The organism is Asticcacaulis sp. DW145, assembly GCF_037101385.1.
Taxonomy (GTDB): domain Bacteria; phylum Pseudomonadota; class Alphaproteobacteria; order Caulobacterales; family Caulobacteraceae; genus Asticcacaulis; species Asticcacaulis currens.
Window position 1 is genome coordinate 1 of sequence record NZ_AP029025.1, and the last position, 14678, is coordinate 14678.

Consider the following 14678-nt stretch of genomic DNA (forward strand, 5'->3'; position numbering starts at 1 on the left):
ATGCCGGTCATCTCCTTCATTTCGCCCAAGGGCGGCGTGGGCAAGACCACGGCGGCAACGCTGATGGCCACGCAACTGGCGCGCAAGACGCAGGTCATTATTATAGACGCCGACCCCAACCGCCCGATCCTCGCCTGGTCGCAGTTAAACGGCTGCCCGGCCAATATCCGCATCGTGTCGGACGCCAATCAGGAAAACATCCTCGACAAGATCGAGGAGGCGGCCGCCGAAGCGCCGTTTGTGGTGGTGGATTGCGAAGGTACGGCGTCGCTGACGGTGGCCTATGCCATCGGGGCGTCCGATCTGGTGGTGGTGCCGACGCAGGGCTCGCAGCTTGATGCCAAGCAGGCGGCCAAGGCGCTCAGCCTGATCAAAAATACGGAGCGTCAGTCGCGCCGTCCGATCCCGCACGCCGTGCTGCTGACGCGCACCAATCCGATCATCAAGCCGCGCACCCTGTCGGCCATTCACGAGCAGTTACGCGCCCACGGCATCCGTTTGTTCGACACGCAGTTGCACGAGCGCGAAGCCTTCAAGGCCATGTTCTCGTTCGGCGGGGCGCTGGAAACACTGGACCCGTCGCAGGTCGCTAATATCGACAAGGCCGTGGCCAATGCCCGTGCTTTTGTTGCCGAAGCCATTGAATTGCTGAAAAATCCGGACGCGGTTCCGGCTCAGGAGGTCGCTTAATCCATGTCCGAACGCGCTTCGATCTTTGACGACGATCTTGACCTGTCGGCGTTTGACGCCCGGCCAAAACCCAAGCCGGACAAGGACTCTCTGCGCGCCGTGGCCGAGGCGAGGGGCTTCCCCAGCCGTGAAGCCGTGGCCGTGCCGGCGGCGCCTGAGCCGGTTCTGCAACGCCGTTACCGCACCGGGCGTAACCGTCAGCTCAATCTGAAGGTCACGGACGAGGCGCTGCGCCGCTTCTATGCCGTGGCCGACGCGCAGGGTCTGGTGCTGGGGCAGGTGTTCGAGCAGGCCGTCGAGGCGCTGGAGGCAAAACTGAAAGCCGAGGGCAGGATCTGATCATGGCCCGCCGCGCCGCCGAATCGCAGTTCGACCTGTTTATCCCGCTCGTCAGCGACATGTCGCTGAAGGACCAGCGCGAGCTGATGGAACGGCCGTTTTTCAGCCTCGCCAAGCGCAAGCGCCTGAAACCGATCGAATATACCAGCCCCGATGGCGACACCTGGGTGAAGGTCTCCGGCAATGCCGAATTCGGCATCGCCACCATCTGGGACGCCGATATCATGATCTGGGCGGCCTCGGTGCTCAATCGCCTGAAAGAGCAGGGAGTCAATGACTTGCCGCGGACTCTTAAGACGACGTCTTATGATCTGCTGCGTGCCATAAAACGCGATACGGGCGGCAAATCCTATCAGGAACTGAACGCCGCGCTGCAAAGGCTGGAATCGACGACCATCCAGACCTCACTGCGTGCGCCCAAACGCAAGGACAAGGCGCAATTCGGCTGGATCGACGCCTTTCAGTTGGAGGTGGACCCGGAAACCGAGGCGCCGCGCGGCATTTCGATCACCTTGTCCGACTGGGTTTATCAGGGGATCGTCACCGAACGCTCGCTGCTGACCATGCATCAGGACTACTTTCTGCTGACCGGCGGCATGGAGCGCGCCCTTTACCGCGTGGCGCGCAAGCACGCCGGCGATCAGGAGGGCGGCTGGACCTGCCGTATAGCGATTTTGCACGAGAAAACGGGCTCAGACAGCCCGCTGAAGCAGTTTACCTACCTCCTGAAGCGCATCGTGGCCAAGAACGCCCTGCCGGAATACGAGATGACGCTGACCAAGACCAATGACGGATCACCCGCCGTGCATTTCATCAAGCGCGACATGGAGGAGCGGGTGAGGGTGCGCGACGCGCTGAAAACCCTGGAACGGCAAACCGCCGAAGACCAGCGCGCGCTGGAAATCGACGGCCTTATGCACAAACGGTTCTAGAAAACGGTGTCGGGGGATCGGTGACTTTTTGAGGCCGATTCGTCGGGGGAACAGTGACCACCCTATCGGGGGATGGGTGACCGGATTGACGGGGGAAGAGTGACCAATTCGCTTGAGGTGAGTCGGGGGAACGGTGACCGGTGGGGGTTTTTCCGCGGTTTTGCCCTCAAAAGCTGCTTTTCGGGGGAATGGTGACCGGATTTGCCGCGAAAACACGGTTAAAAAGCTGCGGGCAAGCTGTGGAAAATACTCTGTTTTTCCCGGACCGCTTATCGGGGGAAGAGTGACCGCCTGCACGGGGGAACGAAGACCCATCGCGCGGGGGATCAGTGACAAAGTGACGGGGTATCAAAGATTAACAAAAGGTACCCTTATTGATTTTAAAAGGGAATTCCGGCTGTTTTTTCCCTTAACCTATTTAACTAGATTCACTAACAGACTCTCTTAACAGCGAGAGGGGCGCGCTATTAAGGTCCGTGCGCGGTCCGCCTTGTGCGACCTTTGAGGGGTCGCCCAGGCGGACATCTACGGGGAAAGACAGTTAACGCCCGATCGACAGAGTCACGGAACAGCACAATCACCGGGATTTGCGGTTCACCGCGTCCTGTTCGTTGACCTGAGCGCGTGGCTTTGCAGTGACCGTCTGCAATACCGCCGAGATATACACGACGGGCTCTGATTTCAGCCGTAAAGCCACGGTTTTGATGCTGAAAAACGACCTTAAAGGACTCGGAGTCGCTTGGAGTCCAAGGGATTGCGGCGAAAAGCGGCCGTCACTGATCCCCCGATAGCCTGCCGTCCCCTGAAAGAGGGTCCCCGAAATGACGTGACGGCCTGCGATTCGGTCGCTATGGAAACGATCAGTACATTCAACCCCTTGCGGAGACGCGACATGGCGGTCAGCATCCATTCCGGTTTCGATGGTGGCAATATCGAGGTGGTGCAGGCGCACGGGGGCGGACGTTTCGATCTGGCTATCCGCCCGGATCATCAGTCGCACTATTACCAATGGTTCTATTTCCGCGTGGACGGGGCCTCAGGCGTCGATCTGGAACTGCGCCTGACCAATGCCGGGGGATCGGCCTATACGGGCGGCTGGGAGGGCTACAAAGCCCGTATCAGCAGCGATGGGGCCCACTGGACGCAGGCCGACACCGCCTATGCCGACGGCGTGCTGACCATCCGTCACCGGCCGGCCTCTGAAACCCTGTGGGTGGCCTATTTCGCGCCCTATGACAGTGACCGTCACCGGGCGCTGGTCGAGCGGGTGAAGACCTTGCCGGGCATGAGTCACCGGGTTCTGGGCCAAACGCTCGATGGCCGCAATCTCGACCTGTTCAGCGTAGGGGAGGGGCCGCGCCTCGTGTGGCTCTATGCGCGTCAGCATCCGGGCGAGACCATGGCCGAATGGTGGATGGAGGGGGCCATTCCCTGGCTGTGCAGCGACGCGCCGGAGGCCGTGGCCCTGCGCGCGGCGGCGACCTTTTACATCGTGCTCAACTGTAACCCGGACGGCAGCGCGCGCGGGCACCTGCGCACCAATGCCGCCGGCACCGATCTGAACCGTCAGTGGGCCGCGCCCTCGGCCGAAAAGAGCCCGGAAGTGCTGGCCATCCGCAACGCCATGGACGATACCGGCGTCGATTTTGCCATCGACGTGCACGGCGACGAAGCCATCCCGCACGTCTTTATGGCCGGATTTGAGGGCATACCGTCGTGGACACCGCAGCGCGACGCCCTCTATCGCCGCTATCTGAGCGCCCTTTCGGCGCGCACGCCCGACTTCCAGACCACCTATGGCTATGCGGTCGATGCACCGGGGCAGGCCAATCTGACCGTTTCAACCAATGCCGTGGCCGAACGCTTCGGGGCCATCGCCATGACGCTGGAAATGCCGTTCAAGGACCATGACGACGCACCGGACGCCGTTGAGGGCTGGTCACCGGCCCGCTCTCAGGCGCTGGGGGTGGCGTGCCTGAAGGCGCTGTCGGACGTGGTCACGGAGATCCCGCTGCGCGCCCGCGGCTGAAAACATCTGCGTGAGGCAAAGGTTTGCGCGATTAGAGCGCATTTCGTTCAAATTGAATCGAAATCGCGCTCTAAATTTTTGGTTTAACGCGCTTTTTTTATCCGAAAAGTGTGCTGCACTTTTCGGAAAGCGCTTATCGGGGGATCGGTGACCGCCTCTCCTGACTCGACTCCGCCCGATTCGCCGCGCAAGGTAGAATGGGAACACACACGGAGCGGATCATGTTGAACGATATTCTCGGCGCCCTGGGCAGCAAGCTCGATCTGGGGAATCTCGACCTCGCCGGTCTGGCGGAGCAACTGGGTGGGCAGGGCCTGATCGGCGACGTGCTGGGTCAGTTGCAGCAGGGGGGTCTGTCTGAGGTGGTGCAGTCGTGGGTGTCGAATGGCGCCAACCTGCCGGTATCGCTGGAGCAGTTGCAATCGGCGCTGGGGCCGGACACCGTCAATCAACTGGCCGGGTCACTGGGCATTGATCCGGCGCAACTGGGCGACGTCCTGCCCGGTGTGGTCGATCAGTTGTCGCAAGGCGGACAATTGCCGCAGGCCATAGCCGAGGCGGCGCCGAACCTGCTGGGACAGGACGGACTTGGTAAGTTGCTGGGCGGTCTGTTCCGCTAGATCATTATGATAAACATAATGATCCAGCTTTTGTTTAGTCCCTCGCCGGGTGCGGTCTCCGCCACCTTGGCCGCCGCCTCAATGGCGGCTTGAGCGGACTGATTATAGAAATCATTCCGCTATAATTCTTACTCCATACCCTTAAGGGCGCGGGCCGAGCGCAGACCGTTGCGGCGCAAGGCCTGCACGGCGCGGCGCAGATCGGCCAGGGCTTGGGCCCGCGTGCGGCCGGACGCTTCATAGGCGGCAACGGTTTCGGCGATCAGTTCGGCTTCGGGCGGCCAGTTGTCGTTGGCAGCGGTCAGGGCAGGGGTCATGGCGCACAGAGTACAGCAGGGGAGGGGACTGTCTATAGCGGAAGGGGGTTAAAAATTACCCCGGCAGAAGGCCATTTTCACGCGCCGTTTCACGGTCGAGGATCATCTGAATGGCCGGACGACCCAAAAACCGGTCCACCGCGCGCCCATCTTCACCATAAAGACTGTCCGCCACGCGAAATATGCCCTTAAGACACTCAATAGCCGGCTGCGCCACCGCCTGACCGGCCACCAGCACCCACGCTCCATCATACAGTCGGCTCATCGCACCCTCCGTCAGTTCCTTTTTTGTTCTCATATCTGGGCGCGAATGTCAAGCGTCCGGCACGGGCGCTCGATATCTGGTAGCTACCGGATTAAAAGCCTGAAGATATCCATAATAGGATGGGTTCCAATCCGTCCATCGCCATAAACAGCAGACCGATAAGGAAGACCAGCACATGCAATCCTAGTAAAAGGGCAGCGTCTGCAAGGCGATGTCTCCGTCGGGCCCAGCTTGACAGACATACGTAATATACAGGGGCAATAATGAGTAAAATGATGACAGCAAGGGGCTGAACAATCGCCAGCATTACCAATGCGAAACAGAGAATTGACAGGGCGGCTGTGACACCTAACCACAGGCTTTCCAGAAATAAGATGAATACCCTGCGAATGACTGACATCCCCTGCCCCAACCATAGGTCCCCAACCCTATGATAGAGACTTGGAGGCAAAGGACAAAGTTAAATATGGGAAAATGGTTATAACCAATGCCGCTCCACCCTATAACTTTTGGGCTTGATTTCGCGGAAAATCCACCGTCACATAGGTGTCAAACAGGGGAGCCTCGCATGACCTTCGCCCATTCCGTCAGCCTGAGCACACTGGCCCTTGCGCTGTCCCTGACCGCCGGTTGCGCCAGCTTACCGCCGACCCCTGCGGCCCCGCCCGTCCTGCCGACGGTCGCCCCGCCCCTGCCATCGCTGGATCAGGCCACACTGGACCGTCTGGGGGATCAGCTCGGGTATCGCTGGGAGATCGTCGATAACCGTCAGACCTGTGAGAAGGCGGCTTGTTTCCTGTCGGCCCTGACCCTCACCCTGCCCGAAGGCAGCGACCTGCCCGGCGGCTGGACCCTCTATGTCTCCTATGTGGCGGGGCTTGTGCGCTCTGAAAGCGACGCCTTCAACCTGAAACAGGTCAATGGCGACCTCTACGCCCTGACGCCCAAGGCTGGCGTGACGCTGAAAGGTGGTGCCTCGCATACGGTTCGCCTCTGGGGGCAGGGGCATTTTTACGCGCGCGGTCTGGTCATGCCCAATGCCTATGTGGCGGCATCGGGCCTGACGGCGCGCACCGTGGCGGCGACGAAGGCGGTGATCGACCCCGAAAGCGGGCTGGAAACCCTGCCCTTTGTCGCCCCCATGACCGATGAGGCGAAGCTGGGCACCCAGAGCCCCACTGACAGCACGCAGTGGCTGACGCCGCAACGCGCCTATGAACGCAATGCGGTGCGCAACGTGGCCCTGACCCGTCCGGCCGTGGTGATCCTGCCCACCCCGGCCAGGGTGACCCTGCAAAAGGGCGCGCCGCTCGATCTCAGCAAGGGGTTTGACCTGCGCCTGAAGGGCCTGAGCCGCGACGCCATCGCCCCCGCTTTACAGGCGCTCATACAAGCCGGGGCTGGGGAGGGGCGGGGGCCGGTGCTCAGCGTCACCATCGACCCGAAACTGCGCCCCGAAGCCTATCGCCTGACGGTGGGCAAAAGCGTTACCATCCGCGCCGGATCGACGACGGGGGCCAACCACGCCCTGCGCTCTCTGGCCCAGCAAACGGCCTTTGATGGTGCTCAGGTGCGGCGTATGACCATCGAAGACGCGCCTCGCCTGCCCTTCCGCGGCCTGCATATCGACGTGGCGCGCAACTTCCACTCCAAAGCCTTTGTGCTCGAGACGCTGGAGCAGATGGCGGCCTATAAGCTCAACCGCCTGCACCTGCATCTGGGCGACGACGAAGCGTGGCGGCTGGAAATCGACGGCCTGCCCGAACTGACGCAGGTGGGGGCCTATCGCTGCCACGACCCGGCCGAAGAGACCTGCCTGCTGCCGCAACTGGGGGCCGGGCCGGAGCGTGACACGCCGGTCAATGGCTATTTCACGAAGGCCGACTATATCGACATTCTCAAGGCAGCGCAGGCGCGCGGCATCGAGGTCATCCCCTCCTTCGACATGCCGGGCCACAGTCGGGCAGCGATCAAATCCATGGAGGTCCGCTATCGCCGCCTGAGAGCCGCCGGCGACGTGAACGGAGCGGCGCAGTTTCGGCTGGTCGAACCGGAAGACACCACGGCCTACCGCTCGGTTCAGCATTACAACGACAATACGCTGAATGTCTGCCTGCCAGCCACCTATGCCTTTATCGACAAGGTGATCGACGAGACGATGAAGCTGCATCAGGCCGCCGGTGTGCCGCTGAAGCGCTACCATATCGGGGCGGATGAGACGGCGGGGGCGTGGACACAGTCACCCGCCTGTCAGGCCTTTATGGCGCAGAAAGGCCTGAAAGCGTCTCAGCTCACCCCCTATTTCATCGAGCGCGTCTCGGCCTATCTGGCCGAAAAGGGCATCGAGACGGCGGGCTGGAGCGACGGCATGGGCCACACGGACGCCGCGCGGATGCCAAAGATCGTGCAGTCGAACATCTGGAGTTCCACCCTCGGCACCGCAGCTACCGAGGCGCACGATCAGGCCAATCGCGGCTGGGAAGTCGTGCTGTCGGTGCCCGACATCACCTATTTTGACATGCCGCCCGCACCGGACCCGGACGAAATCGCCTATGACTGGGCGTCACGCGATACGGACATCTACAAGATTTTCAGCTTCCAGCCGGAAAACCTGCCGGCCAATGCCTCTTTGATGACCGATATCCGCGGACAGGGGACGACGGTAGCCGATAAAACGCCCTATGCGCCCGAGCGCGGCCTGACCGGTCTTCAGGGACAGTTGTGGTCCGAGGTGGTGCGCACGGACGACGCGGCCGAATACCGTCTCTTCCCGCGCCTTTTGCCGCTGGCGGAACGGGCCTGGCACCGGGCGGGCTGGGAAGCGCCGTACAAGGCGGGGGAAAGCTACACCTATGGCGACGGCAAGGTCGATCCCAAGGCGGTGCTGGGTGAGTGGCAGGGCTTCCGCGACCGGTTGGGCGTGCATCTGCGGCTTCTGGATCAGGCGGGTATCGCCTATCGCCTCGCGCCACCGGGGGCAAAGATCGAAGGCGGGCAGCTATTCGCCAATGCCGAAATCGCCGCTACGCCCATCGAATACCGCCTCGCAGGCGGCGAGTGGACACCCTATACCGGGCCGGTGGCGGTGAGCGGACCCGTCGAGATGCGCGTTACCTCTCCCGATGGTCGCCGCAAGAGCCGCATAGTGACGGTGAAGTAGGTAGACTGTTCTGAGCTATCACTTGGGTGTATAAACGCACCAATAGTGTGACTCTTATGAAGGCCGACATGGGAACGGTACGCAAGACGATTACCTCGATCCGGCGACAGCAGGCGAGCATGGCCGATATTGAGGCGGTGCGTGCGGCCCTTATCGAGGCCGAAGACAGCGGAGAGCCGAAGCCTTTCGACTCAGAGGCCTTCAAGCAGCGGATGCGTCAGGGCTGAATACCGTGACCACATGGACGCCACGAAGCATATCTAAAAATATATATAAAACAAAGGAAACGCCATGCTGAAATCCCTGATCCTGTCGGCGGTTGCGCTGACCGCCCTCTCGGTGGCCGCTGAGACGCGGGCGGCCGATGCGACCTCACCCGTTCCGGCGGGCTACACGCTCGACTGGGCCGAGGAGTTCAACACGCCCGGCCTGCCCGATGCGAAGACGTGGGTCTATGACACGCAGGCCAACCGCACCGGCTGGTACAATAACGAAAAGCAGTATTACGCCGCCGGGCGGCTGGAAAATTCCGAGGTGAAGGGCGGCACTCTGCGCATCACCGCGCGCAAGGAGAGGCTGAGCGACCGCGCCGATTATGGCGGGCAGGACTACAGCTCGGCACGCCTGATCACGCGCGGCAAGGTCAGCTTCCTCTATGGCTTCTATGAAATCCGCGCCAAGGTGCCCTGCGGTCAGGGCTCATGGCCGGCCATCTGGATGCTCGGCACCGACGGGCCGTGGCCGGACGGGGGCGAAATCGACATTATGGAGCACGTGGGCAAGACGCCCACCAAGATATTCGGCACGGTCCATAACCGCCACACCATCGACACGGTGGGCGGGTCCGGCAACGGCAATACGCTGAACGTTCCGGATGCCTGCACGGCCTTTCATAAGTATCAGCTTCTGTGGACGCCGGAAAAGCTCGACTTCTTCGTCGATGGGCAGCCCTACCACAGCTACGCCAAAACCGATCAGCCGGGTGCCTGGCCTTTCGACAAGCCACAGTTCCTGCTGCTCAATCTGGCCATTGGCGGCAATATGGCCGGTGAGGTGGATGACGGCATCTTCCCGCGCACCTTTGAGGTCGATTACGTAAGGGTGTGGAAAAAGCGCTAAAACCTCTGCTTGCGGTGGCGAGGTGCGGTGCCTATAAACACCCCATGCGCTCTGGCCTCTTCAAAGTGATGGTGATTGTGGCGGGACTGCTGGCCATGCTGTCGGGCCTGCACGCGCCCGAACGCGCGGGGTCTTGGGCGCATCACGAAGACACCCATGTGCACCTGCATGTCCGGTCGCCGGAAGGGCCGTGCTGTGCCGACAAAGGGGCCGCATCTCTGAAGGTTTGCGGTCAGCACTGCGCCGCCATCGCCACCGCCAGCTTCCTGTTTATGCATTTGCCGAGTGTGAAGGCGCTGGATTTCCAGTCGCGTCACCGCCACAGCGTCGGCCTGAGCTACCGCCCGCTGGCCCCGCCGCCGCGCTGAAACCCTGAAAAATGAACCGACGCGCCGCGCTTCGACGCGCCACGCCCTTGCTTGCTCATTTTTACGGGTTTTCCCATGTTTTACCCATACGGGGCCTTGCCCCTTCTGGAGCGGGATGATTTTAGATCGAAACGTCATCCCGCTCTAAATTTTTGTTTGGTCGCGCAATTTTTCCGAAAAGTGGTGCCCACTTTATCGGATTGCGCTCTGGCGGCGGCCGCCTTGCCTCTGCTTGCCTGCGTAACGTCCGCACAGGCCCAAACCCTCCCCCCTCAGCCGGAAGATGCCATTGAAGAGGTGGTGATTCAGGCCACCCGCGCCGGTCGCCGGCTTCAGGACGAGCCGATCCGCGTTGACGTCATCGGCCGCGAAGAGATCGACGAAAAGAGCCTGATGACCCCCGGCAATATCTCAACCCTCGTCAATGAGACGCCGGGCATCCGCGTTCAGATGACCGCGCCGTCGCTGGGGGCGGCCAATATCCGCATTCAGGGCATGGCCGGGCGCTACACCCTGCTGCTCACCGACGGCTTGCCGCTCTATGGCGGGCAGTCGCTCGGTCTGTTGCAGATTCCGCCGACCGATCTGGGGCAGGTGGAAGTGATCAAGGGCTCGGTCTCGGCGCTTTATGGGGCCTCGGCGCTGGGCGGGGTGATTAATCTCGTCTCGCGCCGCCCCAGCCCTGAGCCGGAAAGCGAAGTCCTGCTCAACCTGACCCACCGTGGCGGGCAGGACGTCACGGCCTATAGCTCTGCCCCGGCGACGCAGAGCCTCAGCTATTCGCTTACCGGCGGCTATCACCGTCAGGCGCGCAAGGATCTTGATGGCGATGGCTGGATCGACATGGCGGGTTTTGAGCGCTGGACGCTGCGCCCGCGCCTGTTCTGGTACGGCGACAACGGGGCGAAGGCACTGCTCACTCTGGGCACCATGCGCGAACAGCGAAAGGGCGGCACGCTCAGCGGTCGCACGGTCCCGGACGGCACGGCCTTTCCCGAAACGCAGGCCTCGCGCCGCGTCGATGCCGGGGTTACGGCGCAGTTTCCGCTTCAGGGGCTGGGTACGCTCAGCCTGCGCGCCTCGTCCATGACCCAGCGGCACGAACACCGCTTCGGCGAGGTCATCGACCGCGACTCGCACCTGACCGGCTTTGCCGAGGCGGCGCTGAAGGGCCAGACGGGGCCGACCGCCTGGGTGGGCGGGGTGGCCTTTCAGTCCGACCACTACCATTCCAAGGGGTTCAGCGGCTTCAACTATCACTTCAGCGTCCCCGGCCTGTTCGGGCAGGTGGAGCAGACGATGGGGGAGCGCCTGACGCTGGCGGCCAGTGCCCGCCTGGACGACCACAGCCGCTACGGCAGGCAGTTCAGTCCGCGCCTGTCTCTGCTCTATCGTCCGGGTCCCTGGACGGTGCGGGCCTCAGTGGGGCGCGGGTTTCATGCGCCCACGCCCTTTGTCGAGGCCATCGAGGCCACGGGCTTTGGCCGGCTGGAGCCGCTGGACGACCTGCGGCCCGAGGTGGCGCGCACGGCCTCGCTCGACCTGACCTATGCCAGAGGACCGATCGAGGCCAATATGACCCTGTTCGGCGCGGACATAGACGATGCGGTGCAGCTCCGCCCAACCGGTCCGGCATCGGTCAGGCTGGTCAATGCGGCGGGCGTGACGCGCACGCGCGGTTCGGAATGGCGTTTGCGCTACCGTCATGAGGCGCTGACCCTGACCGGTTCCTACGTCTATGTTGATGCCGCCGAGCCCGATCCGTCGGGCAGCGGCCGCCGCGCTCAGCCGACGACGCCGAAACACACCGGTGGCTTCGTCGCCATGTGGGAAGCACACGACATCGGGCGCATCGGCTTTGAGGCCTACTATACGGGGCGTCAGACGCTGGACGACAACCCGTACCGGAGCGAGAGCAAACCCTACTGGGAGCTGGGCCTGCTGGGCGAACGCGTGGTGGGTAAGGTGCGCCTGTTCCTCAATGCCGAGAACCTGCTCAATGTGCGCCAGACGCGGCACGATCCGCTGGTGCGGCGGCAAAGAGCCGCCGACGGACGCTGGACGGTCGAGGCCTGGGCCCCGACCGACGGGTTTGTGCTCAATGGCGGGGTGCGGATGCGCTTCTGATGCGGTTGCCGGGCGTGGTCAGCGCGTCTGACCACGCCCGGTCGCTGTCCAGTAGAGACCTCCCATAAGGTGCGTCAGATAGGTCGCGTCGCGGTACATTTCGACCGTATGGCCCAGCGTCGTGACAAAGACCCGGCCCTTTTGCGGGCGGTGGTACCAGGCGATCGGATGATCCCTGCCCATCGGCTCGGAGACCTGACCGGGCCAGATCTTGCGCGGGTCATAGCTGGTTTCATCGACGTTCAGCACGGGGTGGATCGGCACCTGATACGGGTTGGTCGTGGTGTAGAATTCGTCGCTCCAGATCCAGCGCTCCGGCAGGCCGAAGGTGGCGGGAAAGCCCTTGTCCACGACCGTCACAACGCCGGTTTGCAGCATGGGGTGCACCCCGACCGTGCGCCCGACCAGCCTTTCGTACCACGCCCAGCTTCCCACCGGCAGGGCGATGGCGGCGCGGTGCACGATCACCGCATTGCCCCCGCCGGCCATATAGGCCTCAAAGCCTGCGCGCGGGGCGGGGTTGAGGTCTTCGACCGGCGTATTGAGCAGCACAATGGCGGCGTAGGCGCTGAGGTCCTGCTCCAGCACCGAGGCCGCGTGCGTCCAGTTCAGGTCGAAGGCATGGAGCTTCGACAGGCGCTCAAAACTGTCGCGCGCCACGGGGATATATTCGTAATGGTACTTGCTGGGCATGGCCAGAACCAGCACGCGGTACTGACTGTCGGCGCGGCTGAGGGCGGGCGTCAGCAGGGACGCGGTGGCGGAGAGCAGAATTGTCCGGCGTTGCATGAGGCCTCCCGTGGCGACAACGTTGTCGGATCAATCTAAAACAGGTCGCTTCAAAGAGGAAACCCGTTTTCGCGGCCACACTGCGCAACGCAGACCGCTCAGTTGTGCGGGACCGCCACCGGTATCGCTCGGCTTTGAGGCAGGGCCAGCACCTCGGCGCAGGGAAGGAAGGCGCCCGGCTGGAAGATGCCGCTCAGATAGGCTTTCAGCGCCGGGTCCATGCGCGGACTGGCCTTGAGCGGGCCGCCGAACAGGGGCTGATCGGTGGGTATGGTAACGTTGAGATAGAGATCGAAACTTTCGCGGTCGGGGAAGGCGGCGAAATCGACAAAGCAGCGTCCGCTGGCCGCCTGTCGCACGCGGTTGACAAACGCGCCTGCGGTTTCCGGCACCGCATCGGGGGCCAGATCGGGCGAGATCAGTCGCGTCGTTCCGCCGTAATAGAACTGTCGGATATGATCGACGTTCCACAGGTCGGCGGGGGTAGCGGGCAGGGCGAAGCTGACCACCGTATCGGCGGGGGGGCCCTGGCGCTGAAAAGCCGACAGGGTGGCGGGGGCAAACCGGTAATGGCCGTCACGGAGCTGCGCCAGCCCCTGCGGGATCGAGTCTTCGTCGGCATAAAGGGGGCTGAACAGGGCCAGCCCCAGCACGGCCAGCACCGGCCACGCCTGGGGGCGACGCAGGTGAACGAAACGCGCGATCAGGCCGGCGACGACAAACACCACGCCGAAGCCCAGCGTGCGCTTGTCATAGGAGTCGTAATAGGTCGAGGCGCGCAAAACGAAACCCAGCAGCAGGAAGCCTGCCCCGGCCAGCAGCAGAAACAGGGCGGCTCTTGCGGGCGCATCGGGCGGGGCGGTCCGCTCAAAGCGGATCTGCCGCCACGACAGGCCGATGGCCAGCAGCAGCGGTATGACCAGCGTCCAGCCCAGTTCCGCCACCGCCCCCAGAAACATGCGCACCAGGAGCGTCGGGCTTTCCGGCGCGGGCAGGCGCGGCATCCCGGTCGGGTAGCCGGTCAGGTCGGTATTGACGTGCTGATAGGTCAGATAGACGAGGCCTGCCACCGCAAAGGCGGGCAGGACCCGTATCGCCAGACGGCGGCCATAGACCGCCCCGGCCACCAGAAACAGGATAAAGGCGAACGGACCGAAGAAATAGCGCGCGAAGCAGCCGACGATCAGGCTGCCCACCAGCAGCGCCATCCATTTGCGCGAGTTAGAGCGCAATCCGATAAAGGGCCATGAAATGGTCTTGGCACTTTTCGGAAAAATTGCGCGACCAAACAAAAACTTAGAGCTATTCGTCGGCTCAGCTGAGCCGACGAATGCTCTAGGGTCTTCGGCCAGCCGCGTCAGCGCCAGAAACGTTGCGCAGACGCACAACAGCAGCAGGTTCTCCGACCAGGTGTACATGAAGAGGTGCAGGGTAATCGGGTTCAGCACCACAAAGGCCGCCGCCAGACGGTGGCGCAGGGCGGCGGCCACGCAGGTCAGGCTCAGCCCCATCAGCAGCAGATTGGTGATCTTGGACGACACCATCATCACCGGCAGATCAGAGGTCGGGGCCGTCAGGGCCAGCAGGGCCGGATAACCGCACGGATAGGCCGACAGATAGTGCCCATAGAGGGCACAGCCGTGCCCTTCACGCAGGCCCTGCGCGATCAGAATATAGTACCACGAATCGGGCGACAGATAGCCAAAGACGATGGCAAAGCCCGTCGCCAGCCCCAGCCCCAGCGCCAGAGCGATGCAATAGCCGGTGCGTTCGGTCAGGGCGTTCATCATGCACGGCACACGGACAGCGGATTACCCGGTTCGCAATCGCGCGAACAGGCGTTAGAGCGATGTGCGGAAACGAAGTTCGGCGAAGCCAAAAGTGTGAGCGGTTTTCCGCAAAAAACATCGCGACAAAACAAAA

Annotated in this window: 15 protein-coding genes; 10 read left to right on the plus strand and 5 right to left on the minus strand. The window is 62.7% G+C overall.

Features of this window, described 5'->3' with window-relative positions; genetic code table 11:
* The 5 genes from AACH73_RS11290 (at window position 1) to AACH73_RS11310 (ending at window position 4610) form a co-directional block, all read left to right on the plus strand.
* The gene (locus AACH73_RS11290; RefSeq protein WP_126423191.1) at window positions 1-690 is read left to right on the plus strand and encodes a ParA family protein; all 690 of its coding nucleotides are present in this window, start codon (window positions 1-3) and stop codon (window positions 688-690) included.
* Window positions 691-693: 3 nt separating this feature from the next.
* Entirely contained in the window at window positions 694-1029 is a 336-nt protein-coding gene (locus AACH73_RS11295) for a stability/partitioning determinant (RefSeq protein ID WP_338735974.1), read from the plus strand.
* A gap of 2 nt (window positions 1030-1031) precedes the next feature.
* Complete coding sequence (locus tag AACH73_RS11300; protein ID WP_126423195.1) at window positions 1032-1961, plus strand: replication initiator protein A; 930 nt, start codon at window positions 1032-1034, stop codon at window positions 1959-1961.
* An 892-nt stretch (window positions 1962-2853) separates the two neighbouring features.
* On the plus strand, window positions 2854-3990 hold the full coding sequence (locus AACH73_RS11305) for a M14-type cytosolic carboxypeptidase (protein WP_338735975.1): 1137 nt from the start codon (window positions 2854-2856) through the stop codon (window positions 3988-3990).
* Between the two features lie 221 nt (window positions 3991-4211).
* Complete coding sequence (locus AACH73_RS11310) at window positions 4212-4610, plus strand: YidB family protein (RefSeq protein ID WP_338735976.1); 399 nt, start codon at window positions 4212-4214, stop codon at window positions 4608-4610.
* A gap of 128 nt (window positions 4611-4738) precedes the next feature.
* On the opposite strand, the gene AACH73_RS11315 is transcribed toward AACH73_RS11310, so the two are convergent.
* From AACH73_RS11315 to AACH73_RS11325, 3 genes are all read right to left on the minus strand, one after another.
* Window positions 4739-4927, minus strand: coding sequence for a hypothetical protein (locus tag AACH73_RS11315; protein ID WP_272742419.1), 189 nt, complete (start codon window positions 4925-4927; stop codon window positions 4739-4741).
* A gap of 55 nt (window positions 4928-4982) precedes the next feature.
* The gene (locus AACH73_RS11320) at window positions 4983-5192 is read right to left on the minus strand and encodes a hypothetical protein (RefSeq protein ID WP_338735977.1); all 210 of its coding nucleotides are present in this window, start codon (window positions 5190-5192) and stop codon (window positions 4983-4985) included.
* 91 nt (window positions 5193-5283) lie between these two features.
* Complete coding sequence (locus AACH73_RS11325; protein ID WP_338735978.1) at window positions 5284-5592, minus strand: hypothetical protein; 309 nt, start codon at window positions 5590-5592, stop codon at window positions 5284-5286.
* Window positions 5593-5760: 168 nt separating this feature from the next.
* On the opposite strand from AACH73_RS11325, the gene AACH73_RS11330 reads away from it, so the two are divergent.
* The 5 genes from AACH73_RS11330 to AACH73_RS11350 all read left to right on the plus strand — a co-directional run bounded on the left by AACH73_RS11330 (window position 5761) and on the right by AACH73_RS11350 (window position 11966).
* Window positions 5761-8352 (plus strand): family 20 glycosylhydrolase, encoded by a 2592-nt coding sequence (locus AACH73_RS11330; RefSeq protein ID WP_338735979.1) that lies wholly within the window; start codon window positions 5761-5763, stop codon window positions 8350-8352.
* A gap of 68 nt (window positions 8353-8420) precedes the next feature.
* Window positions 8421-8579, plus strand: coding sequence for a type II toxin-antitoxin system ParD family antitoxin (locus AACH73_RS11335; protein WP_338735980.1), 159 nt, complete (start codon window positions 8421-8423; stop codon window positions 8577-8579).
* A gap of 64 nt (window positions 8580-8643) precedes the next feature.
* Window positions 8644-9471, plus strand: coding sequence for a glycoside hydrolase family 16 protein (locus AACH73_RS11340; protein ID WP_338735981.1), 828 nt, complete (start codon window positions 8644-8646; stop codon window positions 9469-9471).
* A 44-nt stretch (window positions 9472-9515) separates the two neighbouring features.
* Window positions 9516-9839, plus strand: a complete 324-nt coding sequence (locus AACH73_RS11345) for a hypothetical protein (RefSeq protein WP_338735982.1) — start codon at window positions 9516-9518, stop codon at window positions 9837-9839.
* 222 nt (window positions 9840-10061) lie between these two features.
* A complete protein-coding gene (locus tag AACH73_RS11350) occupies window positions 10062-11966 on the plus strand; it encodes a TonB-dependent receptor (protein ID WP_338735983.1) in 1905 nt (634 codons plus the stop codon).
* A gap of 18 nt (window positions 11967-11984) precedes the next feature.
* On the opposite strand, the gene AACH73_RS11355 is transcribed toward AACH73_RS11350, so the two are convergent.
* Together AACH73_RS11355 and AACH73_RS11360 are read right to left on the minus strand one after the other, a co-directional pair.
* Window positions 11985-12755 carry a ThuA domain-containing protein gene (locus AACH73_RS11355; RefSeq protein WP_338735984.1) on the minus strand — a complete coding sequence of 257 codons (771 nt, stop codon included), beginning with the start codon at window positions 12753-12755 and terminating at the stop codon, window positions 11985-11987.
* Between the two features lie 98 nt (window positions 12756-12853).
* Window positions 12854-14545 carry a hypothetical protein gene (locus tag AACH73_RS11360; protein WP_338735985.1) on the minus strand — a complete coding sequence of 564 codons (1692 nt, stop codon included), beginning with the start codon at window positions 14543-14545 and terminating at the stop codon, window positions 12854-12856.
* Window positions 14546-14678: the final 133 nt, after the last annotated feature.

What these genes read in the sequence shown, in the direction of transcription:
- AACH73_RS11290 (WP_126423191.1), top strand. Translation starts at nt 1, where the DNA reads ATGCCGGTCATCTCCTTCATTTCGCCCAAGGGCGGCGTGGGCAAGACC.
- AACH73_RS11295 (WP_338735974.1), top strand. Translation starts at nt 694, where the DNA reads ATGTCCGAACGCGCTTCGATCTTTGACGACGATCTTGACCTGTCGGCG.
- AACH73_RS11300 (WP_126423195.1), top strand. Translation starts at nt 1,032, where the DNA reads ATGGCCCGCCGCGCCGCCGAATCGCAGTTCGACCTGTTTATCCCGCTC.
- AACH73_RS11305 (WP_338735975.1), top strand. Translation starts at nt 2,854, where the DNA reads ATGGCGGTCAGCATCCATTCCGGTTTCGATGGTGGCAATATCGAGGTG.
- AACH73_RS11310 (WP_338735976.1), top strand. Translation starts at nt 4,212, where the DNA reads ATGTTGAACGATATTCTCGGCGCCCTGGGCAGCAAGCTCGATCTGGGG.
- AACH73_RS11315 (WP_272742419.1), bottom strand. Translation starts at nt 4,927, where the DNA reads ATGACCCCTGCCCTGACCGCTGCCAACGACAACTGGCCGCCCGAAGCC.
- AACH73_RS11320 (WP_338735977.1), bottom strand. Translation starts at nt 5,192, where the DNA reads ATGAGCCGACTGTATGATGGAGCGTGGGTGCTGGTGGCCGGTCAGGCG.
- AACH73_RS11325 (WP_338735978.1), bottom strand. Translation starts at nt 5,592, where the DNA reads ATGTCAGTCATTCGCAGGGTATTCATCTTATTTCTGGAAAGCCTGTGG.
- AACH73_RS11330 (WP_338735979.1), top strand. Translation starts at nt 5,761, where the DNA reads ATGACCTTCGCCCATTCCGTCAGCCTGAGCACACTGGCCCTTGCGCTG.
- AACH73_RS11335 (WP_338735980.1), top strand. Translation starts at nt 8,421, where the DNA reads ATGGGAACGGTACGCAAGACGATTACCTCGATCCGGCGACAGCAGGCG.
- AACH73_RS11340 (WP_338735981.1), top strand. Translation starts at nt 8,644, where the DNA reads ATGCTGAAATCCCTGATCCTGTCGGCGGTTGCGCTGACCGCCCTCTCG.
- AACH73_RS11345 (WP_338735982.1), top strand. Translation starts at nt 9,516, where the DNA reads ATGCGCTCTGGCCTCTTCAAAGTGATGGTGATTGTGGCGGGACTGCTG.
- AACH73_RS11355 (WP_338735984.1), bottom strand. Translation starts at nt 12,755, where the DNA reads ATGCAACGCCGGACAATTCTGCTCTCCGCCACCGCGTCCCTGCTGACG.
- AACH73_RS11360 (WP_338735985.1), bottom strand. Translation starts at nt 14,545, where the DNA reads ATGATGAACGCCCTGACCGAACGCACCGGCTATTGCATCGCTCTGGCG.